25 protein-coding genes are annotated in these 24192 nt (G+C 62.5%); 7 read left to right on the top strand and 18 right to left on the bottom strand.

Features of this window, described 5'->3' with window-relative positions:
- The first annotated feature begins 167 nt into the window (after window positions 1-167).
- The 3 genes from grxD to N554_RS0112560 all read left to right on the top strand — a co-directional run bounded on the left by grxD (window position 168) and on the right by N554_RS0112560 (window position 2438).
- Window positions 168-506 (top strand): Grx4 family monothiol glutaredoxin, encoded by a 339-nt coding sequence (gene grxD, locus N554_RS0112550; protein WP_029583780.1) that lies wholly within the window; start codon window positions 168-170, stop codon window positions 504-506.
- Complete coding sequence (locus N554_RS0112555) at window positions 503-1057, top strand: O-acetyl-ADP-ribose deacetylase (protein ID WP_029583781.1); 555 nt, start codon at window positions 503-505, stop codon at window positions 1055-1057. The genes grxD and N554_RS0112555 overlap by 4 nt, the downstream gene beginning before the upstream one ends.
- 79 nt (window positions 1058-1136) lie before the next feature.
- Entirely contained in the window at window positions 1137-2438 is a 1302-nt protein-coding gene (locus N554_RS0112560) for a serine hydrolase domain-containing protein (RefSeq protein ID WP_029583782.1), read from the top strand.
- A gap of 6 nt (window positions 2439-2444) precedes the next feature.
- On the opposite strand, the gene N554_RS0112565 is transcribed toward N554_RS0112560, so the two are convergent.
- From N554_RS0112565 to purB, 7 genes are all read right to left on the bottom strand, one after another.
- Complete coding sequence (locus N554_RS0112565; RefSeq protein WP_029583783.1) at window positions 2445-3512, bottom strand: threonine aldolase family protein; 1068 nt, start codon at window positions 3510-3512, stop codon at window positions 2445-2447.
- A gap of 179 nt (window positions 3513-3691) precedes the next feature.
- Window positions 3692-4309: a 30S ribosomal protein S4 gene (gene rpsD, locus N554_RS0112570; RefSeq protein ID WP_029583784.1), complete on the bottom strand. Its 618-nt coding sequence runs from the start codon at window positions 4307-4309 to the stop codon at window positions 3692-3694.
- A 293-nt stretch (window positions 4310-4602) separates the two neighbouring features.
- Window positions 4603-5382 carry a hypothetical protein gene (locus tag N554_RS0112575; RefSeq protein WP_029583785.1) on the bottom strand — a complete coding sequence of 260 codons (780 nt, stop codon included), beginning with the start codon at window positions 5380-5382 and terminating at the stop codon, window positions 4603-4605.
- A 195-nt stretch (window positions 5383-5577) separates the two neighbouring features.
- Window positions 5578-6357: an HpcH/HpaI aldolase family protein gene (locus N554_RS0112580; RefSeq protein ID WP_029583786.1), complete on the bottom strand. Its 780-nt coding sequence runs from the start codon at window positions 6355-6357 to the stop codon at window positions 5578-5580.
- 90 nt (window positions 6358-6447) lie between these two features.
- Complete coding sequence (gene murI / locus N554_RS0112585) at window positions 6448-7245, bottom strand: glutamate racemase (protein WP_029583787.1); 798 nt, start codon at window positions 7243-7245, stop codon at window positions 6448-6450.
- A 127-nt stretch (window positions 7246-7372) separates the two neighbouring features.
- Complete coding sequence (locus tag N554_RS0112590) at window positions 7373-7912, bottom strand: MOSC domain-containing protein (RefSeq protein ID WP_029583788.1); 540 nt, start codon at window positions 7910-7912, stop codon at window positions 7373-7375.
- A 13-nt stretch (window positions 7913-7925) separates the two neighbouring features.
- Window positions 7926-9233, bottom strand: coding sequence for an adenylosuccinate lyase (gene purB, locus N554_RS0112595; protein WP_029583789.1), 1308 nt, complete (start codon window positions 9231-9233; stop codon window positions 7926-7928).
- Window positions 9234-9640: 407 nt separating this feature from the next.
- Between purB and N554_RS0112605 the strand changes: the two genes are divergently transcribed.
- Together N554_RS0112605 and N554_RS0112610 are read left to right on the top strand one after the other, a co-directional pair.
- Complete coding sequence (locus N554_RS0112605; RefSeq protein ID WP_029583790.1) at window positions 9641-10237, top strand: TetR/AcrR family transcriptional regulator; 597 nt, start codon at window positions 9641-9643, stop codon at window positions 10235-10237.
- Between the two features lie 193 nt (window positions 10238-10430).
- Window positions 10431-11171, top strand: coding sequence for a metallophosphoesterase family protein (locus N554_RS0112610; RefSeq protein ID WP_029583791.1), 741 nt, complete (start codon window positions 10431-10433; stop codon window positions 11169-11171).
- Window positions 11172-11372: 201 nt separating this feature from the next.
- On the opposite strand, the gene N554_RS0112615 is transcribed toward N554_RS0112610, so the two are convergent.
- Window positions 11373-12128 carry an outer membrane protein gene (locus tag N554_RS0112615; RefSeq protein WP_197033564.1) on the bottom strand — a complete coding sequence of 252 codons (756 nt, stop codon included), beginning with the start codon at window positions 12126-12128 and terminating at the stop codon, window positions 11373-11375.
- Between the two features lie 316 nt (window positions 12129-12444).
- Complete coding sequence (rpe, locus tag N554_RS0112620; protein ID WP_029583793.1) at window positions 12445-13146, bottom strand: ribulose-phosphate 3-epimerase; 702 nt, start codon at window positions 13144-13146, stop codon at window positions 12445-12447.
- Between the two features lie 256 nt (window positions 13147-13402).
- On the opposite strand from rpe, the gene N554_RS0112625 reads away from it, so the two are divergent.
- Window positions 13403-14089, top strand: a complete 687-nt coding sequence (locus N554_RS0112625; RefSeq protein ID WP_029583794.1) for an EF-hand domain-containing protein — start codon at window positions 13403-13405, stop codon at window positions 14087-14089.
- Between the two features lie 120 nt (window positions 14090-14209).
- Here N554_RS0112625 and N554_RS0112630 read toward each other — a convergent pair whose 3' ends face one another.
- The 6 genes from N554_RS0112630 to N554_RS0112655 all read right to left on the bottom strand — a co-directional run bounded on the left by N554_RS0112630 (window position 14210) and on the right by N554_RS0112655 (window position 20438).
- A complete protein-coding gene (locus N554_RS0112630; RefSeq protein WP_029583795.1) occupies window positions 14210-15205 on the bottom strand; it encodes a P1 family peptidase in 996 nt (331 codons plus the stop codon).
- Between the two features lie 135 nt (window positions 15206-15340).
- The gene (locus N554_RS0112635) at window positions 15341-16459 is read right to left on the bottom strand and encodes a branched-chain amino acid ABC transporter substrate-binding protein (protein WP_029583796.1); all 1119 of its coding nucleotides are present in this window, start codon (window positions 16457-16459) and stop codon (window positions 15341-15343) included.
- A 151-nt stretch (window positions 16460-16610) separates the two neighbouring features.
- Window positions 16611-17357 (bottom strand): ABC transporter ATP-binding protein, encoded by a 747-nt coding sequence (locus tag N554_RS0112640; RefSeq protein WP_029583797.1) that lies wholly within the window; start codon window positions 17355-17357, stop codon window positions 16611-16613.
- On the bottom strand, window positions 17354-18187 hold the full coding sequence (locus N554_RS0112645; RefSeq protein ID WP_029583798.1) for an ABC transporter ATP-binding protein: 834 nt from the start codon (window positions 18185-18187) through the stop codon (window positions 17354-17356). The genes N554_RS0112640 and N554_RS0112645 overlap by 4 nt, the downstream gene beginning before the upstream one ends.
- Window positions 18184-19509, bottom strand: a complete 1326-nt coding sequence (gene livM, locus N554_RS0112650; protein WP_029583799.1) for a high-affinity branched-chain amino acid ABC transporter permease LivM — start codon at window positions 19507-19509, stop codon at window positions 18184-18186. The genes N554_RS0112645 and livM overlap by 4 nt, the downstream gene beginning before the upstream one ends.
- Before the next feature lie 11 nt (window positions 19510-19520).
- Window positions 19521-20438 carry an ABC transporter permease subunit gene (locus N554_RS0112655; protein WP_029583800.1) on the bottom strand — a complete coding sequence of 306 codons (918 nt, stop codon included), beginning with the start codon at window positions 20436-20438 and terminating at the stop codon, window positions 19521-19523.
- Between the two features lie 482 nt (window positions 20439-20920).
- Here N554_RS0112655 and N554_RS0112660 point away from each other — a divergent pair, with 482 nt between their 5' ends.
- Window positions 20921-21457 (top strand): hypothetical protein, encoded by a 537-nt coding sequence (locus tag N554_RS0112660; RefSeq protein ID WP_029583801.1) that lies wholly within the window; start codon window positions 20921-20923, stop codon window positions 21455-21457.
- Here N554_RS0112660 and N554_RS0112665 read toward each other — a convergent pair.
- From N554_RS0112665 to N554_RS0112675, 3 genes are all read right to left on the bottom strand, one after another.
- Window positions 21419-21811 carry a carboxymuconolactone decarboxylase family protein gene (locus N554_RS0112665; protein ID WP_029583802.1) on the bottom strand — a complete coding sequence of 131 codons (393 nt, stop codon included), beginning with the start codon at window positions 21809-21811 and terminating at the stop codon, window positions 21419-21421. The two genes, N554_RS0112660 and N554_RS0112665, sit on opposite strands and share 39 nt — an antisense overlap.
- A 122-nt stretch (window positions 21812-21933) precedes the next feature.
- Window positions 21934-22716: a 3-oxoadipate enol-lactonase gene (gene pcaD / locus N554_RS0112670; RefSeq protein ID WP_029583803.1), complete on the bottom strand. Its 783-nt coding sequence runs from the start codon at window positions 22714-22716 to the stop codon at window positions 21934-21936.
- An 18-nt stretch (window positions 22717-22734) separates the two neighbouring features.
- Window positions 22735-24090 (bottom strand): 3-carboxy-cis,cis-muconate cycloisomerase, encoded by a 1356-nt coding sequence (locus N554_RS0112675; RefSeq protein ID WP_029583804.1) that lies wholly within the window; start codon window positions 24088-24090, stop codon window positions 22735-22737.
- Window positions 24091-24192: the final 102 nt, after the last annotated feature.

Genomic DNA, 24192 nt, shown 5'->3' on the forward strand with positions numbered 1-24192 from the left:
CCCCGGGCCGTGATGCCGGCGCTCGCCGGCTATGGCTGGCCCCTTCACATCGCGGCTCCCCGCCATTTTACTTTGGATGCACAACTGTTTGGGATACATATATGATCAGTATAGGGTAAACGGGGCTGACGGCCGCTCCAAGGGCTGTGCCGCAAAAGGACGCAAATATGAGCATCGAACAATTTATCGACAACGAGGTGAAATCGAACGACGTCGTGCTGTTCATGAAGGGCACGCCGCAATTTCCGCAGTGCGGGTTTTCCGGGCAGGTAGTGCAGATTCTCGATCACATCGGTGTCGGCTATAAAGGCCTCAATGTCCTGGAATCGGCCGAACTACGTGACGGCATCAAGACCTATTCCAACTGGCCGACCATTCCGCAGCTTTACGTCAAGGGCGAGTTCGTCGGCGGCTGCGACATCATCCGCGAGATGTTCCAGGCCGGCGAGCTGCAGCAGCTCTTGGCCGACAAGGGCGTCACCGTCGCGGCGGCGGCCTCCGCCTGAGCCTGGCCGCGCGCCGGATCGGCTCTGCGCGGCTCGAAGTCATCGTCGCCGACATCACGAGCTTGAGCGTTGACGCCATCGTCAACGCCGCGAATACATCGCTGCTCGGCGGCGGCGGCGTGGATGGTGCAATCCACCGCGGGGCAGGACCTGAGCTTCTGGCCGAATGTCGCAAGCTTCAGGGCTGCGCCACCGGCGATGCCAAAATCACCAAAGGACATCGGCTGCTTGCACGGCACGTGATTCATGCCGTCGGCCCGGTGTGGCATGGCGGAAGCCAGGGCGAAGATGAAGTGCTGGCATCGTGCTATCGCCGCGCGATCGAACTGTGCCGGACCCATGGCCTTGCTTCGGTTGCTTTTCCCGCCATTTCCACCGGCGTCTATCGGTTCCCCGCCGATCGTGCGGCACGGATCGCGGTCTCGACGGTCGTCGGGGTGTTGCCCGCGGCGCCGGCGGTCAGTCGAGTAATCTTCTGCTGCTTTTCGAACGAGAGTGCGCGGCTGCATGCACAGTCGATGGCTCAGTTAGGCAGCCCTTGTACCGATTGAGCCGCCCGTTACATTCTCCAGCCAGGAATTTGGCCTTCGGAGCGCCAGCGTATGCGGCCGGCGGTGAAGAAGTTGATCTATGAAGCGATGGAGAATTGACGGCGTCACGCGCCGCCGCAGCGTCGCGGCGCTAGCACTCCTGATTGCCGCGATCGCTGTCGGACGACCGAGCGCCGGCTGTGCAGATTCGCCACTTATCACCGCCGGCAGTTTCTCGCGCGCGAAATTGCAGCGCGTCGGCGACTATATCCGCAACGAGATTGCGACCGGCAAGATCCCCGGCGCCATCATTCTGATCCAGCAGCACGGTCATCCCGTCTATTTCGAGAATTTCGGCGTGCGTGACGTCGACAGCAAGCGTCCGATGACCGCGGACACGATCTTTCGCCTGTACTCGATGTCGAAGCCGATTACCAGCGTCGCCGCCATGATGCTGGTCGAGGACGGCAAGCTCAGGCTGGACGACCCCGTCTCAAAATACATCCCGGCCTTCAGTGAGGTAAAAGTCGGCGTCGAGACGCGCGATCAAAACGGAAAACCGGCACTTGCGCTCGAGCCGCTCCAACGGCCGATCACGATCGAAGACCTGCTGCGCCACACCTCGGGTCTCACTTACGGATTCTATGGCGACAGCGCCGTGAGAAGACTCTATGCGAACTCCGGCTTGTTCGAGGGCGATTTCGACAACGCCGAGTTCGCTGCGCGCATCGCCAAGCTGCCGCTCGCTGAACAGCCGGCGACGCGCTGGGACTACGGCCATTCGACCGACGTGCTCGGCCGCGTCATCGAGGTGGTGTCGGGACTGTCGCTATTTCAGTTCGAGAAGCAGCGGCTGCTCGATCCGCTTGGCATGACCGAAACCGCCTTCTATGTGGCGGATCCTGCGAAGCGGCCGCGCATCGCCGAGCCGATGCCTGATGATCGCTTTGTCACTCCGGTGGCTGGAATCAGAGACCCGATGCTGGCGCGGGCTTGGGAATCCGGCGGGGCGGGCATGATCGGCACGATCGGCGACTACGCGCGCTTCGCGCAGATGCTGCTGAACGGCGGTACACTGGACGGCAGGCGTTACCTCAAACCTGAGACGATCGCCTTGATGACGTCGGACCATATCGGGCCGGAGACAAAGATCGCGCGCGACCAGTTCTATTTTCCCGGCGATACCAGCGGGTTCGGTCTCGGCTTTGCGGTGCGCACCGCGCAGCCGGCCAAGACCTCCTGGCCGCTGGGCGAATATCGCTGGGACGGCGTCGCCGGCACCTTCTTCTTTATCGATCCCAAGGACGACATGTTCGCGGTCTTCATGGCGCAGACGCCGTCGCAGCGCGGACGGATTCAACTGGAGTTAAAGACGCTGATCTATGAGGCGCTCGGCAGATAGTCTCTTCTACGCGCTCCGCGCAATTTCCCGCACCAGTCCGACGGTCTCCTCGATCATCGCAGCGGTGACATCCAGATGCGTGCAGGCTCTGATACGGCCGTCCATCATGGCAAGCAGCACGCCGTGCTGACGCAGGCGCGCGACCATGTCATCGCCGGTCACACCGGCGCCGTCGGGACTGAAGAAGACAAGGTTGGTTTCGGGCTGCTGCACCTCGATACCCCTGATTTGCGATAACCCCCGCGCCAGCGCGCGGGCATTGGCGTGATCCTCCGCCAGCCGGTCGACGTGGTGGTCGAGCGCATGGACGCAAGCCGCGGCGCAAATGCCGGCTTGACGCATCGAGCCGCCAAGGCGTTGCTTCCAGCGCCAGACCTCGTCGATGAATTCGCGCGAGCCGGCAATCGCAGCACCGACCGGTGCGCCCAGCCCTTTTGAGAAATCGATCCAGGCCGAATCCCACCCCTTCGCCATCTCGCGTGCGCCGATGCCGGTGGCGACGCAGGCGTTCATGAGCCGCGCGCCGTCCATGTGGGTGGCGAGACCGTTGGAGTTTGCGATTTGCACGATCTCATCGAGAGCGGCTTTCTTCCAGATCGTGCCGCCACCGATGTTGGCGGTTTGCTCGACGCTGACGACCGTCTGCGGCGGCTGGTAGCGGCTGCGCGGGTGAAGTGCTGCCCGAAAAGTGGCGGGCGAAAATTGTCCGTCGGCGCCCGGCAGCGGCGTGATCTGGAATCCGCCGAGCGCGGCGTGGGCGCCGCCTTCACGGGCGATGATATGCGCGGTCTCATGTGCCAGAATCTCGTCGCCGGGCCGGCAATGGACCAGCGTCGCCGCGACGTTGCACATGGTGCCGGAGGGCATGAACACGGCGGCTTCCTTGCCAAGCAGATCGGCCACGCGCTCGCACAGCAGATTGACGGTCGGATCGTCGCCGATCTGTTCGTCGCCCACTTCAGCGCGCGCGATCGCCTCGCGCATGGCCGGGGTGGGGCGGGTTTGGGTATCCGACAACAAGTTGATGCGGACCGGCAGCTGTTTCGGATCGCGCGGGGCAGGGGTGTAGGTCATGGCGAGTTCTCTTTTCGCTAGCCACGTCATGGCCGGGCTCGTCCCGGCCGTCCACGTGTTGGGTGCTGATTTGCGACCATAAAGACGTGGATGCCCGGCACAAGGCCGGGCATGACGAAAGAAAAAAGGCCCCGGCAAAACCGGGGCCTTCGATCTCGAAGAACGCCAATGATCAGCGATCAGCGCGAATAGAATTCGACGATCAGATGCGGCTCCATCTGCACCGCGAACGGCACGTCGGAGAGAGCAGGAATGCGGGCGAACTTCGCCGTCATTTTGGAATGATCGACTTCGAGGAAGTCGGGCACGTCGCGCTCGGCGAGCTGGACCGCTTCCAGTACCGGGATGAGCTGCTTTGAGGATTCCTTGACCTCGACCACGTCGCCGACCTTCACCTTGAAGCTCGAGATGTTGACGCGGCGGCCGTTCACCTTGACATGGCCGTGATTGATGAACTGGCGCGCGGCGAACATGGTGGCCACGAACTTGGCGCGATAGACCACGGTGTCGAGCCGGCGCTCGAGCAGGCCGATCAGGTTTTCACCGGTATCGCCCTTCATCCGGCCGGCTTCGACGTAGATGCCGTGAAACTGGCGCTCGGAAATGTTGGCGTAATAACCCTTGAGCTTCTGCTTGGCGCGCAGCTGCACGCCGAAGTCGGAGAGCTTACCCTTGCGGCGCTGGCCGTGCTGGCCGGGGCCGTATTCTCTGCGGTTCACGGGGCTCTTCGGGCGGCCCCAGATATTCTGGCCCATGCGGCGATCGATCTTGTATTTCGCCTCACTGCGCTTTGTCATCGCGTCCTCGTTTCTAAGGTTTGAGTTTTGAGGAAACGCGCCCTCCTGTGCGCCGGGAATTTCCCGGAGCCGACAGGCCAACCCCTTAAGCTTGAAGGGACCGACCACGGGTCGCGAAACGCATCGCGGGCCGAAACCGGCCCGCGAGCAGGCGGTTTCTAGGGAGAAACTGCCGTTCTGTCAAACAAAAGGCGCCGATTTGGCGGCCAAAATCGACCTAACATAATCATTCCGGGTTCGATGCTTCGCATCGTCCCGGAATGACGGCTGAGAAGCCGGTTCCGGCCCGTCGATCAGGTCGCGACCGCCCGAACCGGCTTGGGCTCCGCCTGCTGCCTTTGGCCACGCAATTCGGCCGCGATTTCGGTGTTCAGTACCTGTTCCAGCCGGATCAGGGTCTTTGCGATCAAGGCCGCGTCGGTAATCCGATGATCCCAGCGGATCACGACGTCGATGGTCTCATCCGGCGCCAGCACGCCGTAACTGAGGATAAACGGCCCGGGGCTCAGCGCATGAAGCTCGCCGGCCCCGTAAGCGGCGACCGAGGTCACTCCAAAACTGCCGAAATAATTGGCGCGCTGGCGGCCGAAATTGAGCCCAATCAGCCAGATCAGGCGGCGCAGTGGCAACGGCAGCCGCGTCGCCCGAAGGATTTTCCTAAAAGCCGGCACCTCGTCAATCGGTGCGTGCTTGGCATGCCGGATTAGCGCGTCGACCTCGGTCACGGGCAACGTATCCGCCGCGGTGATTTTTTGCGGCAGGACGGAATCCTGGCCGTCCTCGACGCGCGCGATCGCAACCATTGCGACGCTGCGCGGCAGTTCATAGAAACTTGGCAATGGCCACTTGGTGTACAGCGTGCGCAACACAGGCTGGTCTCTCGCCACCAGGGAGAACGCCTTGACGAAGATCGCAGCCCAGCCAGGCGGCTGCGCGGCAAGCGCGCGGGCCTCCAACAGATGACGGACGTTGAGAGATCGCGTGAGCGAAACAAAGGGCACGCCGGCCGATGCATGCATGAGGTCAGCGACGAGCCGGCGCGGCAACGAGATTTTTCGAACCGTACCGCGCATCGTTCCACTCGGGTTCCAGCAAATAGCCACCGGGGAACAGGATGGCCCCGCCCGCCAGCCCTGATCTAGCACGAACTGGCGGACCGGACGCCAGATGGTTCTGGTTGATGGCGCAGGCGGGGCAGGCGGCCTGGTCATCGCCGCTACCTGAATCTCAAATATTTTCAATAACTTGCTTCGAGGGAACGAGCGGTTTCAGCGCTTGATCCCGTCGAAACTCGCGGCGATGCCGCGCTGAAACAGCGACCAGTCGAAGCCCAGTGCGAGCCCGACATAGCCGCGCTCGATCATCTGATTGGCTTGTTCGGGTGTGCGCGCCACGCCGCCGATCGGGACGCCGCTCTTGAGGATGCCGGCCTCGGCGCGCGCCAGCAGCGCGAGCACTTCGGGATCGTCGGGGCGGCCGCGCTTGTTGATGCTGGTGGCGAGGTCGCCAGGTCCGATCACCGCGATGTCGATGCCGGGCGTTGCCATGATCTCGTCGATACGATCGACCGCCTCGATATGCTCGATGGTCACCATGCAGATCATGTCATCGTCCGCGGTCGCCATATAGTCGGGCATCGAGACGCCCCAGCGAAACGGGGCATGGAACGGTCCCCAGAGCCGGTCGCCGCGCGGCGGATAGCGCACGCTGCGCACGGCCTTTTCGGCATCCTCACGGCTGCAGATCATCGGAAAATTGATTCCAAGTGCGCCGATATCCATCGGCGCCTTGGCGAGCCAGGGCTCGTTGGCGGCAATCCGCGCCAGCGGAACGCAGGGCGTGCCCGATGTCGCCACGATCATCGCGTGCGCGGAGCCAAGATCAATCGGGCCGTGCTCGAGGTCGACGATGATCCAGTCGAACCCTGAGCGGGCCATGATCTGGACCGTCTGAATGCTCGGGATTGTGGCAATCGCTCCAAACGTGGGACGCCCCTCTCGCCACAGTTTGCGAAGACGATTGAGGGGTGCAGGCGTCGCGGACGTCAAATCGGAAGCTCCCTTTGGGCAGGCTATCGGGAACGGCGGTTGTTTGAAACGCTAGCAGCGCGGCAAGATATCGAGAAGATCAACATGCACTTATGCCGGGACGCGGCCGCCGAAAAACGGCATCAACGCCCCGCTCAGCGTGTGCGGCCGCCTGGAAGTGAAGATCATTTCGGCGCCGGCATGATCGACTTCGCTGCCGGGCGGCCTAAGCAGATCCGCAACCCGCCTGGCAATCGCCGGCGCCGGATCGATCCAGTCCACTGGCCATGGTGCGAGCCTGACCAGCCGCTCCATCAGCAGCGGGTAATGGGTACAGGCGAGCACGACGGTGTCGGTGCGTGCCAAATCGGCTTCGCCATCCCCGACAAAACACGGTGCGACTTCGGCCGATATATCCCGATCGCTCACCTCGATGCCGCTCAATGCCGCTTCGGCGAGCGAGGCCAGTTCCGGCGAACCCACCAGCGTCACTTCGCAGCCTTGCGCGAAATCGCGGATCAACGCCTTGGTGTATTCGCGTTTGACGGTGCCCTTGGTGCCGAGCACCGACACGCGTTTTGTTTTCGAATTCGCGCAGGCCGGCTTGATGGCCGGCACCGTCCCGACAAAGGGCACTTGGTATTCGCTGCGCAGATGCGACATCACCAGTGTCGAAGCGGTGTTGCAGGCGATCACGACAAGATCGGGCGCATGCGCGGCGATCAATTCGCCGATCAGCGGCACCACCCGCGCGATGATCTGGTCCTCGCTATGGTGGCCGTAGGGAAAGAACGCATCGTCCGCGACATAAACATAGTGCGCGTCAGGCCGCCCCCTGACGACCTCACGCAGCACCGTGAGCCCGCCGAGGCCGGAATCGAATACGAGAATCGTCGGAGGTGATGCCACGGTGCGATCTTAGCCGATCCGGGGTTACCATTCAGTTGTTAATGCGTGCCGGACGGCTCGTTCTATCGGTGGAATAACCACGGAACCGCCGAGGTCACATTGGAAAAAACCTCGCCGCGCTGATGGATCAGACCGGCTGCAGCGGCCGGTGCGGCGCTGTCGGTACTTCAACGCGAATGGCATCTCCGGGCCGGACGTCGCCATCGGCGATCACGATGCCCATGATGCCGGCCTTGCGGATCAGACTGCCGTCCGAATCCCTGTCCAGCGTTGCGGCCATCAAGCCTTTCCGGAATTTGTCGATCTGGATGCAGGGATTGCGCAGGCCGGTGATCTCGACCAAGGCGCCTGCGCCAAGATGCAGCCGTGCGCCGGTCGGCAAGGCCAGCAGGTCGATCCCTGACGTGGTGATGTTCTCGCCAAGGTCGCCCGGCTCTATCGTAAAACCCCTGGCGCGCAGTTCGCTGAACAGCTCGACATGAATAAGATGCACCTGACGCAGATTGGGCTGCGTCGGGTCCTTACGGACGCGGGAGCGATGCTTGACCGTCTCGCCCATATGGGCGTCGCCGGCGACACCCAATCCCTGGAGCAGGCGAATGCTCAGGCTTGGCGTCTTGCTGAAGTGATGGCCGGCACGAAGGCTGACGGCGACAACGCTGCCCATGGTCCCGCTTCGATCAGCTTGCGCCGAACACCCGCTTGAAAATCGTATCGACGTGCTTGAAATGGTAGCCGAGATCGAACTGCTCGGATATCTCGGCGTCGCTGAGATATTTTTTCACGTCGGCGTCCTTCTTCAAGAGCGTCTGGAAGTCGCCTTGGCCGCGCCACACCGACATCGCATTGCGCTGCACGAGTTTGTAGGCGTCCTCGCGGCTGGCGCCTTTTTGCGTCAGCGCGATCAGAATCCGCTGCGAGTGAACGAGGCCGCCGAGGCGGTCGAGATTCTTCTGCATGTTCTCGGGGTAGATCAGCAGCTTGTCGATCAGGCCCGCCAGCCGGTTGAGCGCAAAATCCAGCGTCACCGTCGCATCGGGGGCGATCATGCGCTCGGCCGAAGAGTGCGAGATATCGCGCTCATGCCAGAGCACGACATTCTCCATGGCCGGGGTCACATAGGCGCGCACCATGCGGGAAAGGCCGCCAAGATTTTCCGACAGCACCGGATTGCGCTTGTGCGGCATCGCAGACGAGCCCTTCTGGCCCTCGGAGAAAAATTCCTCCGCCTCCAGTACTTCCGTGCGCTGCAAATGCCGGATTTCGGTGGCAAGCCGCTCGACGGATGATGCGATCACGCCAAGCGTCGCAAAATACATCGCGTGGCGGTCGCGCGGAATCACTTGGGTCGAGATCGGTTCCGGTACCAGCCCCATTGCTTTTGCGACATGGGCTTCGACGCGCGGATCGATTTGCGCGAAGGTGCCGACGGCGCCCGAAATCGCGCAGGTGGCGACCTCCGTGCGGGCAGTCACGAGGCGGGCGCGGGCGCGGCTGAATTCAGCGTAAGCGTAGGCGAGCTTCAGCCCGAAGGTCACCGGTTCGGCGTGAATGCCATGGGAGCGGCCAATGGTCGGCGTCATCTTGTGCTCGAAGGCGCGCTTCTTCAGCGCCGCCAGAACCTTGTCGATGTCGTCGACAAGCAGGTCCGCGGCGCGGGTCAGCTGCACATTGAGGCAGGTGTCGAGCACGTCGGACGAGGTCATGCCCTGGTGAACGAAACGCGCCTCCGGGCCGACGATTTCCGCCAGATGCGTCAGGAAGGCGATGACGTCGTGCTTGGTTTCGCGTTCGATCTCGTCGATCCGCGCAACGTCGAAAATGACGTCGCGCGCCTTGTCCCAGACCGCCTTCGCGGCCTCTTTCGGAACCACGCCAAGTTCTGCAAGCGCATCCGCAGCATGCGCCTCGATCTCAAACCAGATCCTGAAGCGGGTTTGGGCCTCCCAAATGGCGGTCATTTCGGGACGGGCGTAGCGCGATAGCATCGACGACTCTGACTGTTAGGGGTACGCCCGCGCTTTAGCAGAGCAGCCCCGGTGAGACAAACGCCCGCCGGAAACACCCGCCTTGCGCCAGCGGGGGGCATCTGACGGCCAGGCCGCCCGCGCCCGTTCTCAACTCACGAAACATTGAATGACAGATATTGAAATCTGTCAGCAAGATGCGCTATATACAATTTGGCGCTGTTGCTTAAGGCGTCACCTTGGCTCGTTGGCCGATCGGTCGCGAGCCCCGGACGTGCAGAGGACTACCCCATGGCTATCGAAATCTTTTATTTTTCCGCCGAAATCCAGCGCTGGCTAAACGAACGCGTGGCCCGCCACCTTGCGGCGCAGGCAGCAAAATTAACCCGTTAAGTAGATCTGGACAGCGACCAGCGGATGGCGCGCGCATGAACGAAACAGTAGTTCTGACCCCGGAGCGAATTCTCGAGGTCGCCGAGGACGTGCTGCGCCGCTTCGGGCTGGCGAAGGCGACCGTGGTGGATGTGGCGCGCGCGCTCGACGTCAGCCACGGCAGCGTCTACCGGCATTTTCCAAGCAAGGTCTCGCTGCGCGAAGCGGTGGCAAAGCGCTGGCTCGAGCGTGTCAATGCGCCCCTGGCGAAGATTGCGGAAGGTTCGGGGCCGGCGTCCGCTCGGCTGGAGCGCTGGTTGCGCACGATGTTTGCGATCAAGCACAAGAAGGTTTGCGACGATCCCGAGATGTTCGCGACCTATCTGGCGCTGGCGCACGAGGCCTGTAAAGTGGTGAAGGCGCACAAGGACGGTCTCGTCGATCAGATCGCGCACATCTTGTCCGATGGCGTGAAGCAGGGCGCGTTCCAGGTCGCCGACGTCAAAACCTCGGCGCGCGCGCTGTTCGACGCCACCATCCGCTTTCATCATCCGGCTCATTCCGAGGATTGGAGCGACCCGGCGCTCGCTGCCCGCATCGACGCCTTGCTGGCGCTCCTGCTCAGAGGTCTGGAAGCGCCGCGTAAGCGCTAGTTCCTCTCTCCGCGCGCAGGTGCCGCCGTAACCCCGTTGCCGTCGTAACCGCGCGATCGCGGATCTGTTCGAACTCCTCTGCGCGATCCCTATCCCTATCTTCAGCCCAGTTGCGCGCCCTGCGGTGCCGTGTTGTTTGATATCCGTCAAATTCGGCCCAAGCCTAACCGATAAGATTGCTGCGGAGGAAAGCGTGCTGCTGGCCGTCTTCGCGGATATCCATGCCAACCGCCAGGCTTTTGGTGCGTGTCTCGATGCCGCGCGGGCGCGCGGCGCGGAACGGATCATTTGCCTCGGCGATTACGTCGGATATGGCGGCGATCCGGAATGGACGGTCGAAGCGGTAATGGGGCTCGTCGATCGCGGAGCCGTGGCCGTGCGCGGCAACCACGACAACGCCGTCGCCACCACGACGGATTCAATGAATGTCGAGGCTCAGATCGCAATCGAATGGACGCGCGACAGGCTCAGCGCGACACAGCGGCGTTTTCTGGCGGAGCTGCCGCTTACGCTGCAGGAGGACGATCGCCTCTACGTTCATTCCGAAGCCAGCCAACCTGCGAGATGGCGCTATGTCCAGGATACCTCGGACGCGGCGCGCAGCATCGTTGCGACACCCGCGCACATCACATTCTGCGGTCACATCCACAGGCCGGCGCTCTATTCAATGTCTTCAGCCGCCAAGATGACGAGCCTTGTCCCGACGTCAGGTGTCCCAGTGAAATTGTTGCGCGATCGACGCTGGGTCGCCGTGCTCGGCTCGGTGGGGCAGCCGCGCGATGGCGATCCGGCGGCCTCGTTTGCGATGTTCGATACCCGCTCCCGGGAAATCAGTTATTGCCGCGTGCCCTACGACGTCGAAGCGGCGGCGAAGCGGATTCGCGAAAATGGCCTGCCGCTCTGGTTAGCCGATCGCCTGCGGACCGGGAGGTGAGCGATGGCCAAGCCTTCGGTTCAGCCCGGCGCGGTCATCAGCTGGATTCACGATCGGGGAGCGTATCCATAGCGCCGGCATGGCGACGCTGTGGAGCGTGACCCATCCCGGCATCACGGCGCCGCTGTTGTTGTTCCGATCGCGGCCCATCTGCCCGCGGCCTCACGGCGGCGGGCAGAAAGTGACAAGTATCAGAGATACTTAGAACCGGTAGTTCGCGCCGACCTTCACGATCTGAAGTGTGTGTTCGATATCCTGCCGAAACGTGAGGGTTGTACTGGGAGCACCGGCAATGAGGACGTTGAAATTTTCTGACGATGTTCCGAGGTCGATATAGTTGTACTCGATCTTGGCCGACCAGTTGGGCGCGAAGGCATGTTCGATACCCCCGCCGATGGTCCAGCCGACCTGGGTGTTATTTTTCGACCCGAAGTCAATGAATTGGGGTGTCGGCGCCATTTGCAACAGGTTGAAGCTGTCTTTGGTCTCAGCCGCAGCGACGCCGCCCTTGGCGTAAAACAGTGTGCGGTCGAAAGCATAGCCCGCCCGGCCGGTGAACAGGGCGAGCCACTCAATTTGAGAGGTTGCCGTTGAGGTGATCCCGATTGGTGCACCACCAGCCTGTAACAACGTGCCGTCGCTGCTGCCTTTGCCGTGCATGACTGCCAGGTCCGCCTCGATGCCGAAGACCCAGCTTGCGAGCTGGTAGTTGGCGCCCGCTTGGACGCCGCCTAGGACGCCATCGGTCTTAGGCTTTAGCGGGTTGCCAATAATTGTTGGACTTTCAAGAACCCCGACCAAGTTCCAGTTGTTTGAGCCCCAGCCATAACCCGCATGCAGACCCAAATAGAAACCGGACCATGAGAATACCTGCGCTTCGACGTAAGGACGGCTCTTCGCCGGCAGGTCGGCGGCCGAAGCGCCCGACACAACACCAAGGCTTAATGAAACAGCCAATAAGCTTGCAGCTTTGAAATGCAGTACCCCTTACACCGCAGGACTACTTTCCTCGCATCAAATCGGCAATTTGTGACAGAATCCCAGCCTGTGTAATGATTCCGCAACAGTCGAAAAGTCATAGATTTCAGGCGGCTTTAGGCGTCCGCTCGGGCTCAATGTGCGCAAACCTGATTGCATATGGACCGACAGCGAATATGGCATTGCACTAGCAAACTGACGAACTCATCCGCAAGATCGCTAAGGTGATTTCGCTGATCAAGCTTCTCTTAGTGGGCTCGCTGCAGTGACGAAGAGAATCGTCGAAACCGCCACACTAGATCGCTTCGCCCCGCGCCATCGCCGCCGCACCACGGATCGCGGAGATATTGGCCTTGTACGATTCCATGGTGCCACCCTTGAACACGGCGGAGCCCGCGACAAAGGCATTGGCGCCGGCGGCGGCCAGGGGGCCGGAAACATCCGGACCGACGCCGCCGTCGACCTCGATATCGATCGGGCGTCCGGCGGTCATGGCGCGCAGGTCTTGGATCTTGCCAAGCGCGGACGGAATAAAAGCCTGGCCACCGAAGCCGGGGTTGACCGACATCACCAGCACCAGATCGATCATGTCGATGACATATTCGATGGCCGTGATCGGCGTGGCGGGATTGAGCGAGACGCCGGCCTTCTTGCCGAGCGCGCGGATCGCCTGCAGCGAGCGATGCAGGTGCGGGCCGGCCTCGGCATGTACGGTGATGTGGTCGCAGCCGGCCTTGGCGAAGGCTTCGAGGTAGGGATCGACAGGCGAAATCATCAGATGCGCGTCGAAGATCTTCCGGGTGTGCGGGCGCATCGCCTTGATGACATCCGGGCCATAGGAAATGTTGGGGACGAAGTGCCCGTCCATCACGTCGAGATGGATCCAGTCGGCGCCGGCGGAATCCACCGCGCGAACCTCTTCGCCCAATTTGGCGAAATCGGAAGCCAGGATCGACGGCGCGATGACGAGAGGGCGTGACGCAAATTGTTGAGCCATGTGCGCTTTCCCGAGCATGTTCGAAGCCTGCGGAACGGCCTCGCGTAACACGCGCCAAGCCTCGGGGCAATGCGAGGCCAGGCCGCGCGCGAGGGTGGAAAATTCTGCCGCAGCTGCATCAATTGCCGGGGCCGGGCGGCCATTCGCGATAAAAAGAACCCGCATTTCATTGGATTTTCACGATGGCACGGGGTTTGCTGATCCTTCAGTGTGAAAGTACAAGGCCGCACCACGCGGCATTTGTCGGAGTTCTGCCATGCTGCTTGCCCTTGGCGCCGTGTCGTCCGCATTGGATGCCCTCCAATCGCTGACCTCATCGAAATCATCCGCGCCGCAAACCACCGGTTTTCAGGCCCCGACGAGTCCGTTCGATGTCTCGGGTAGCGCTTCGCCTTCGGGAAGCTCGACTCCGGCGTCCGGGTCCGGCGGGTTTTCGCAGATTTCGCCGGCCACCATGAGCGCGCTGCTTGCGGCGCAAAGCCAATCGTCGACCGGCTCAACCACAGCGACACCGACCAGCCGGTCGGACGCTTTAAAGAACCTGTTCTCGCAGCTCGATGCTGACGGCAATGGCCAGGTCAGCAAATCCGAATTTGAAAGCTCGCTCGGCGCCGGCGGAACCAACATCGCGAAGGCCGGCGACGTGTTCAGTAAAATGGACAACAATGGCGACGGATCGGTCAGCCTCGACGAAATGTCGTCGGCGCTGAAGGGTGGTAGGGATCAGGCATTGCAAGGTGCTTCCAGCACGTCGGTGACCAATAGCGACGGTTCGACCACGGTGACATATGCTGACGGCTCAAAGGTGACGATGACGTCGTCCGCGGCGACGGCGGCATCCAGCTCCGCAACCTCATCCTACAATTTCATCGAGCAGATGATGGCGCGCGAGGCAAAGGCGATTTCAGCTTCCGCTGCGGCATCGCTTTCGGTCAGCGCCTAAGGGCAATGTCGTTGCTAGGTCGCTTCCGTTTCGAAAGAATCGAAACGGCGCCCTAATCTAGCTTCTTGATCTGATGCGCTTTGATGATCCGAACCGGCCTCCACTGCGCTTGAAAGCGCTTTACCCGAAACGATCTTTCCATGCTGGCAGCGCGTCGGGGAAGGGCAGGGCGGTCGCCGCGTAGACGCCGCGCGCGATAGCACGGGCGACGACATTGGCCGCGACCATGCCGAGTTCGGTGAGGCCGGCCAGGGGATCGATCGGCTTCTCGCAGGTCGCGGCGGCGAACACCACATCGCCGTCGAGCGGCGCGTGCACCGGATAGATCGCGCGGGCAAATCCGGTCTGCGCGATCATCGCGAGCCGCTTGGCCTGCGGCTTGGTCAGCACCGCGTCGGTCGCGACGACCGCCAGCGTCGTGTTTTCCACCGATGTCGCGGCGGTGCCGCCTTTGAGGCGCATCGTCAACATGCCCGGCGTGAACGCTTGCGGCATGCCGCGGCCGCCATACTCGCCGTCGGCCTCAAACGGCGCCGCCCAGAACCACGGTCCGTCGCCGACTGTGACGCTGCCGACGGCGTTGACCACCGCTAGCGCGGCAACCCGGACGCCGCCAGGTGTTGCCGCCGATGCCGAGCCTAGTCCGCCCTTGAAATTCGCGGTGGTGGCGCCGAGCCCGGCGCCGGCGCTGCCGAGCGCGAAATCGGTAGCGGCCGCCGCGGCTGCGGCGTAGCCGAGATCGCGGTAGGGCGCGAAGCGGCCCCAGGCCTTGTCGCCGCCGTTTAGGAGATCGAACACGATCGCGCCGGGCACGATCGGAATGATCGCGCCGCGTATCGCAAAACCGCGCCCCTGTTCGGCGAGCCAGGCCTGCATCCCGGCGCCAGCCTCGAGCCCGAACGCCGAGCCGCCCGCGAGCGCGATAGCATCGATCCGTTCGACCGTGTTGGCGAGTTCGAGCACCGCAGCCTCGCGAATGCCGGGGCCACCGCCGCGCACATCGATTGCCGCCACTGCAGGTTTGTCGAAAATCACCGCCGTGACGCCGGACGCCAGCGTGGCGTCATCGGCGTGACCGACGCGGACGCCGGATATGTCGGTGAGTAGGTTTTTCATCGCATGTACCCTGCGGCACGCAGATGACTGCACGGCCGTGCTCCGGTCAACCTCATCGAAGCGCATTGCTGCTCTACACACAAAAACGCCCCGGCGAACCGGGGCGTTGGATGTCGCGACAGAATCGACCGAGCCTCAAGAGCCCTTCGGATTGATCTCCGCGTAGTTGCCCTTGGCGTCCCACTTGTAGACGACATAGTCGACCGCTTTGATATCGCCCTTGGCGTCGAAGGCCAACTTGCCGAGCACTGTGTCCCACTCGCCGGCCTTGATCGCGTCCATCACCTTTTTCGGATCGGTCGAGCCGACCTTTGCCACCGCCTGCGACCAGACCTGCATCGCGGCGTAGGTGTAGAGCGTGTAGCCTTCGGGATCGATGTTCTTGGCCTTGAACTTCTCGACGATGGCTTTCGCGGTCGGCTTGTTGCGCGGGTCGGGACCGAAAGTGAACAGCGTGCCTTCGGCGGCCGGTCCGGTGATGGAGGCGAATTCCTTGTCGTTCATGGAATCGCCCGCCATCAGCACGGTCTGCAGACCCTGATCCCGCATCTGGCGCAGGATCAGGCCTGCCTCCTGATGGTAGCCGCCGACATAGACCAGATCGATATTGTCCCGCTTCAGGCGCGAGACGATCGAGTTAAAATCCTTGTCGCCCTTGTTGTAGGATTCGAACATCTTTTCGGTAAAGCCGGCTTTATTGAGCGCCTTCTTGGTTTCGTCGGCGAGGCCTTTGCCGTAAGTCGTTTTGTCGTTCAGGATGGCGACGTTCTTGCCTTTGTAAAATTTCATGATGTATTCGGCGGCGACGAGGCCCTGCTGATCATCGCGGCCGCAGACGCGCGCCACGTTCCAGAGCTTGCGCTCGGTGTACAGCGGATTGGTCGAGGCCGGCGTGATCTGCAGTACGTTGCCGTCGGCATAGGCTTCAGAAGCCGGGATCGACGACGACGAACAGAAATGCCCGGCGACAAACGGAATTTTTGAACTGGCGAATTTTTCTGCGATCGAGCGCGCCTGTTTGGGGTCGCAGGCGTCGTCGCCGACCTGCAGTGCCAGCTTCTTGCCAAGCACGCCGCCCGCGGCGTTGAGGTCGGCCACCGCCTGTTCGGCGCCGTTCTTCATCTGCCGGCCGAACGCGGATTCGCTACCCGTCATTGGGCCAGCCACTGCGACGGCGATGTCCTGCGCTAGCGCTGCTGTCGACAGCGCGAACGATGCGCCCAATGCCAGGCCGATGAGCTTCAGTGATTTCATGAGGAGTCCTCGCGGTGATCGCTACGGGAAGTACCCGGTAGGCCGGGTTGGTCAATAGGGGCCATTGTCAGCTGATTTTGCCGTGAAGTCATCGGCAAAGTTCGGGCAAATCCACGATCCGTTCGCAGCATCTTGCCGCAGTGCTGATGCTTTATCCCCGCCGTCCGCCTTCCAGATAGGCAGCGCGGATCTCAGGGCGCTGCAGTAGCTCACTGCCGGTTCCGCTCAGGGTGATCAGGCCATTGACCATGACGTAGCCGCGATGGGCCAGCCGCAGCGCGTGATTGGCGTTCTGCTCGACGATCAGCACGGTAAGGCCGTCCTGCCGGTTCAGGGTCCGGATTGCGTCGAAAATCTGGCGCACGATCAGCGGCGCCAGGCCGAGCGAGGGCTCGTCCAGGAGCAGGAGGCGAGGGCGGCTCATCAGCGCGCGGCCGATCGCCAGCATCTGCTGTTCGCCGCCGGACAGAGTGCCGCCGCGCTGGGTCATGCGTTCCTTCAGGCGCGGAAACAGGGTGAAGATACGTTCGAGCCCGGCGGCGCGCTCGGCTTCGCTGCCATCGGTGGCGTCGGCGCCCATCTGCAGGTTTTCCGCAACGCTCATGCGCGGGAAAATCCGGCGGCCTTCCGGCGCCTGCGCAATGCGCAGCCGCGCGATCTGATGAGTCGGCACAGCGGTGATATCGCGGCCGTCGAACTGGATATGCCCGGCGCGGGCGCGCGGTTTGCCGAAGATCGTCATCATCAGCGTCGACTTGCCGGCGCCATTGGCGCCGATCAAGGCGACGATCTCGCCGGGGGCGATGTCGAGATCGACGCCCTTCAGCGCCTCGATCTTGCCGTAGGCGGCCCGCAGACCGCGGATCGCGAGCAAGGGTGCGGCGGATGACGCACTCACGTTCCGCTCTCCATCACGGCGATCGCTTCTTCCTCATCGGCGCCTAGATAGGCCGCGATCACCTTGGGATCGTCTCGGACGTTCTGCGGCGTGCCTTCGGCGATTTTCACGCCGTAATCCATCACCACGACGTGGTCGGAAATTTCCATCACCACCGACATGTCATGCTCGATCAGCAGGATGGAGACGCCGTGGTCGGCGCGGATCGAAAGCAGCAATTCACTCAGCGCGGCGCTTTCACGCGCGTTTAGTCCGGCGGCCGGCTCGTCGAGGCAGAGAAGTGCGGGTTCGGTGCACATCGCGCGCGCGATTTCGAGACGGCGCTGATCGCCATAGGGCAGGTTGCCGGCGGCATCGTCGGCGCGGTCGATGAGCCCGATGCGATCGAGCCAGAGCGTTGCCTGATCGATCGCGCGCTTTTCCGCTGTGCGCCAGGATGGCGCGCCGATCAGCCCGAGAAAGGTCAGGCCCGAGGCCCGCATCAGCGCGTTGTGCTGCGCGACCATCAGGTTCTCGAGCGCGGTCATGCCGGGAAACAGCCGGATATTCTGGAAGGTGCGCGCGACCTTGGCCTGTTTGGATATCCGGAAATCATTCAGCCGTTCCAGCTGGATGTCCCGGCGGTCGTCGTGCGTCAGCCGCATGGTGCCGCTGGTTGGCTTGTAGAAGCCGGTGATGCAGTTGAATACGGTGGTCTTGCCGGCGCCGTTCGGTCCGATCAGCGCGGTGATCTTGCGCCGCTCGGCGTCAAACGACAGGTCGTGGACCGCAACGATGCCGCCGAAGCGCATGGTCAGATGATCGATGGTGAGGATGCAATCGCCACTCATCCGTGACCCTCTTTGACGAGGTCGGATGAAATGGCGTGACTGTGCCGCAGGAACACGGTCGGGGCGCGGTGGCCGATCAGCCCGCGCGGCCGCCAGATCATCAGAAGCACCATCGCCAGCCCAAATACCAGCATGCGGTACTGGTCGAGACCGCGGAACAACTCAAAGCCGCCGATCATGGCGAGCGCGGCAAGCGCGACGCCGAGCTGCGAGCCCATGCCGCCGAGCACGACAATTGCGAGCACCAGGGCCGATTCCTGAAAGGTAAAGGATTCCGGGCTGATGAAGCCTTGTCTTGTCGCAAAAAATGCACCGGCGAAACCGCCGAACATGGCGCCAGTCGCGAATGCCGTCAGCTTGGTTGTGGTGGTGTTGATGCCGAGGGCACGGCAAGCGACCTCGTCCTCGCGCAACGCCTCCCAGGCGCGCCCGATCGGCAGGCGGCGCAGCCGGATCGTCACCCAGTTGGTGAGCAACGCGAGCGCCAGGATCAGATAAAACAGAAACACGATGCGATGGGTCGGCGAAAATTCGATGCCGAGCCTGGCGGCAAGGCCGTCATCGGCCGGCGTCAGCGGAATGCCAAACAAGGTCGGCCTGGGAATACCGGTGACGCCGTTCGGGCCGCCGGTCAGGCTTTGCCAGTTGATGATGACAAGGCGGATGATCTCGCCAAACGCCAGCGTAACAATGGCGAGATAGTCGCCGCGCAGGCGCAATACCGGAAAACCCAGCAGCACGCCCCACAATGCGGCGAGAATGCCGGCCAGCGGCAGGCAGACCCAGAACGACAGCCCGAAAGTGGTCGCCAGCAGCGCGTAGGAATAGGCGCCGACCGCGTAGAATGCGACGTAACCGAGGTCGAGCAGCCCGGCGAGGCCGACCACCACGTTCAGTCCCCATCCCAACATTACATAGGTCAGCACCAGGATCCCGAGATCGAGGATGTAGCGTTCATTGTAGAAGATCACGGGCACCAGGAAGGTGAAGACCAACAGCACCGGCGCGATCGCGCGCCGTGCGAGCGCAAGGGTGCTTTGCACGCGCGGTGGAACGATCCTGACAGTGTCGACCGGTCCCCACCACTGCCGCAGCAGTTCGACGACGATGCTGCCGCCGAATACGGTCGCGACCATGGCGGCGAGATCGCCGAACCTCGTCCAATAGATCAGTTGTCCCGCTGGTCCCGCCTCGGTGCGGATGCCGATCATCAAGGAAAACAACACCAGCGCTACCAAGGCGCTGATCACCGCTTTCTTGAAGATGAAGGCGACGCCTGCCGCGCGCGATACTTGCGTTGCCTCGAGCGCGGGTGCTGTCACGCCGACGCCCGTCAAACTTTTTCAACTTCGGGTCGGCCCAGCAGGCCGGTCGGAAGGAAGATCAGCACGATAATCAGGATCGAGAACGCCGCGACGTCCTTGTATTCGACCGAGAAATACGCCGACCACAACGTCTCGATCAGCCCAATGGCGAGCCCGCCCAGCATCGCGCCGGGCAACGAACCGATGCCGCCGAGCACGGCCGCGGTGAACGCCTTGATGCCGGCGACAAAGCCCATGAAGAAATCAACAAGGCCGTAATACAAAAGATACATCATGCCGGCGACCGCGGCGAGTGCGGCGCCGATCACGAAGGTCATGGAGATGGTGCGGTCGACATCAACCCCGAGCAATGCGGCCATGGTCTGGTCCTGTTCGCAGGCGCGCATGTCGCGGCCGAGCCGGGTCCGCGCCACCAGCCAGGTGAAGATCGCGAGCAGCACCACGGTTGTGACGACGACGATGATCTGCACGTTGGAGAGCTGCACCACGAAGCCGCCGCTGCCCTCATGCAGCGTGTAGCCGCCGGTGATGATCGGCGGCACCGGCTTGACCCGTGCGCCCTGCGTCACTTGCGAAAAATTGGTCAGCACGAAAGACATGCCGATGGCCGAGAGCATCGGCGCGAGGCGGAACGAGTGCCGCAGCGGCCGGTAGGCGATGCGCTCGACCGTCCAGCCGTACAGCGCGGTGATTGCCATCGAGACCAGAAGCACGATCAGCAGGATTACCGGAACAACGGTGAGGCCGATCGAGACCAGGATCAGAAACGAGATCAGCGCGATGAAGCCGCCGATCATGAAGATGTCGCCATGAGCAAAATTGATCATGCCGACGATGCCATAGACCATGGTGTAGCCGATGGCGATCAGGCCGTAGATCGAGCCGAGCACAATGCCGTTGATCAGTTGCTGGGCGAAATAATCCATATACTGCCGCTATGTGGACGACGCGGCGATGGCCCAGGCAGCCGGAGCGACGCGTCATCTCATTTTTCTAACAGTGGGAACCCGGAGCGGCAACAGCGCAGGATGCGGCTTAACGCGCTTGTACATAGTAGTTTTTTCAGCCCGGTTCCGCCTGCCACAGTCGCGATAAGCCGCCGCCACGCCAAATCCCGGCGGAACCGAAATTGGTTGAACCGGGGCTAGCCCCCAATGGTCGCCCCCGGCGCAAGGCGCGTCTTCGCGCTGGATGACGCGGGGGTCCATCGCTGCTTCGCAGAAGTCTAGCCCGGCCATAACAGTGTATTTTCAGCGGCGAAGGTACGCAGGTCCGGTCGTCCAGCCATTCCGGTCGTCCAGCCATTAAGGTAAACAAAGGGTTTAAATTGCCGGTCCCAGTTTAACCGCGTTAGCTCGCCGCAAAGCCGCCGCTTCGGTTTCGGAGCTGCGGAAAAGCGGGAAGCGACATGTCCACAGACTGGCGGATCAGTTCATTCAATGGCGCGCTGCTGGCCGCGTACTTTATTCCGGCCTGGACCATCGTCGCCTTCAAGATCATGGTTTCGCCGATCCACGGCCTCTATGAGCGGCCGAGTATTTCTGTCGCGCTGTTCATCAGCGACCATCTGCAGCTGGCGGGGATGGCCACCGTCCGCTTCGCATGGCTATTGGCATTGGGCAGGCTCACCGTCGTCGCGTTTTTTGCGATCTTCCTGGTGTTCATCACCCGCGCTTCGATCCGCAGGACCGGAGGCTGCGACGAAGCGCTGGCCATGGCGCTCGGCATCGGCAGCGTGATCAGTTTCGCAAGCATGGTGATGGCATCGCAGGTAGGCGAGACCGCGGCGCTAAGGCTACATGCGACCGAACTGTTGATGCTGCTCGGCACCGCGATCGTGTTGCTGGTCGAGCGTCCCGCCCAGGCCGCTCAGCCGCAGGTCGATCGCAACGCGGTTGTCGGCGATCTATCGTTTCAGCAATCCCAACTCCCCTACAATCGCTGACGCCTCCTTGACGGCGTGGTTGGCCGCAGGCACGCCGCAATAGATCGCCTGCTGCAGCAGAATCTCCTTGATGTCCTCAGGTGTGAAGCCGCCTTCCGTCAGTGCCGCGCGCACGTGAAGGCGGAATTCATCCCATTGGCCGAGCGCGACCATGGTGCCGATCACAAGCACGCGCCGGGTACGCTGGTCGAAATGCGGCCGGGTCCAGATCTCGCCCCACGCATGGCGGGTGATCAGGTCGATGAACTCGGCGTTGAATGAATTCCTGTTGGCGATCGATTTATCGACCCAGGCATCGCCGAGCACCTTGCGGCGCTGGGCCATGCCGTCGTCTCTGCGTTTTTGATCGTCCATTGAACTCTCTCCTTGAAGCGACGAAGCAATCCAGCTTTCTTTGCGACACTGGATTGCTTCGCGGAGTTTATCATCGGGCGGCGCTTCGCGCCGACCCGTTGGCTCGCAATGACGGTTGGCGTCTAGCGCTGCGTCAGGAAGCCGATCACGGCTTCGCTGAAGGCGTGCGGCTGTTCGACATTGGAAATATGCGCGGCGTCGAGAATCGTCAGGCTCGCGCCGGGAATCTGGCTGCGGATGAACTCGCCGGCCGCGATCGGCGTCGCGATGTCGTGGCGCCCGGCGATCACCAGCGTCGGGCTTTTGATTTTCGGCAAGAGGTCGCGCTGATCGAGCGTGCTCAGCGCCTCGCAGCAGGCGAGATAGCCCTGCACGGGTGAAGCTGTCAGCATCGCCTTCATGTTCGCAGCGATCTGCGGCTCGCGTTCGCGGAAGTCCGCCGTCAGCCAGCCCGCGATGACGGTGTCGGCCACCGACGCGATGCCGCCCTCTTTCACCGCCTTGATCCGATTGAGCCAATTGGTCGGATCGGGATAGTAGCAGCTGGTATTCGAGAGAATGATCTTGCCGAATCGCTCTGGTGCGTTGGCGCCGAGCCACTGTCCGACCATGCCGCCCATCGATAGCCCGCACCAGTGCACCTTCTCGATGTTGAGATCGTCGAGGATCGCCAGCACGTCGCGGCCGAAGCGCTCCATCGAATAGGGGCCGGGCGGCACGCTGGATTTGCCATGACCGCGCCGGTCGTAGCGGATCACGCGAAACAGCTGCGTGAGCGCCTTCATCTGCGGTTCCCACATCTGCAAGCTGCAGCCCAGCGAATTCGACAGCATCAGGGTCGGCCCGCCGTCGCGGCCTTCGACGGATACGTTGAGCAGGCAACCGTCGGCATCGATCATCGGCATGGGCTCTAAACCTCCGCTTTATTTGTTGTCGAGCGAAGCGAGCAGCCGATCGATCAGGGTCTGCGAGGCGCCCTGATAGGCCATCGGTTCGAACAGTTTTGTCAGTCTGGCTGCGTCAAGATGGGCGGCGACCTTTGGATCCTTCGTCAGCACATCGCGCAGATGTGTTTTCTCCGTGATGGCCTGTTTGCTTGCAGCCTCCAGCAGATGATGCGCCTCGCTCTTGCCGATCTTTTCGGCCAGCGCCATCATCACCGCTTCGGCCATGATCAACCCGTGGGTAGCGTCGAGATTGACGCGCATGCGCGCAGCATCGACTTCCAGCCCTTCGGCAATGTCGACAATGGCCGCGAGTGCGCCTGACGTGACGAGCTGCAGCGTCGGCAATGTCGGCCATTCCGCGTGCCATGGTCCGGCGCTGCGCTCGTGATCCTGCACCTGGGCAGCAAAAATCGTCGCAGCCAGGCCCGGCGCCATGGTCGCTGCGGCAAGCGCGGTTGCCGCGGCGACGGGATTGCGCTTGTGCGGCATGGTCGACGAACCGCCGCGGCCTTCGCCCGAGGGTTCGAATGCCTCGGCGACGTCGGTCTGCATCATCAGTTGTATGTCGCGGGCGATCTTGCCGCAGGTTCCGGCAAGAATCGCAAACACCGAGGCAGCCTCGGCGATACGGTCGCGATGAGTATGCCACGGCGCATCCGGCAGCGGCAGCCTGAGCTCTTGCGCGAGCCGCTCCGCGACCAGCAGTCCCTTGTCGCCCAGCGCCGCGAGCGTCCCCGCGGCGCCGCCGAACTGCAGCGCCAGCCCCTCGCTGCGCAATCGTCTTAACCGCGTGCGGGAGCGATGCAATGCGGCGGCATATTCCGCGAGCTTCAGCCCGAACGGCATCGGCAGTGCATGCTGTAGCCATGTGCGGGCGACGACAGCAGTATCGCGATGCTGCCGCGCCAGCCTGGCAAAGCCTATGATGGCGCGATCGAGATCCGCGAGCAGCGCATCGATGGCGGCGCGCAAGCTCAGCATGGTGGCGGTATCGATCACGTCCTGGCTGGTGGCGCCCCAATGCACATAGCGCGCGGCATCAGCGTCGGCCGTGGCGACGTCAGCGGTGAGCGCCTTGACGAGGGGTATAGCGAGGTTGCCGGAGCGTGTCGCAGCTTCAGCCAGCGCCGTGAGATCGAACGAAGAGGCCTTGCAGGCTTTTTCAATCGGGCTCACCGCGCCTGCGGGGATCACGCCGGTCGCCGCCTGCGCGCGCGCGAGCGCTGCTTCAAAATCAAGCATGTGCTGGAGGCATGCCACATCGTCGCAGACGACGCGCATGGCGGCACTCGACAGCATGGGAGCGAGCAGGGGCGAGAGAGACGTGCTCATGATGCGGCCGACCTAACCATCCCCGCCGGCCTCTGCCAATCCCCGAAGCTTTCACGGAAGCTTGTTGCGCTGCGAATATACATCGCTCATTCTCGCGCGCAT

The organism is Bradyrhizobium sp. URHD0069 (assembly GCF_000701345.1).
In the GTDB taxonomy this organism is placed as follows: domain Bacteria; phylum Pseudomonadota; class Alphaproteobacteria; order Rhizobiales; family Xanthobacteraceae; genus Bradyrhizobium.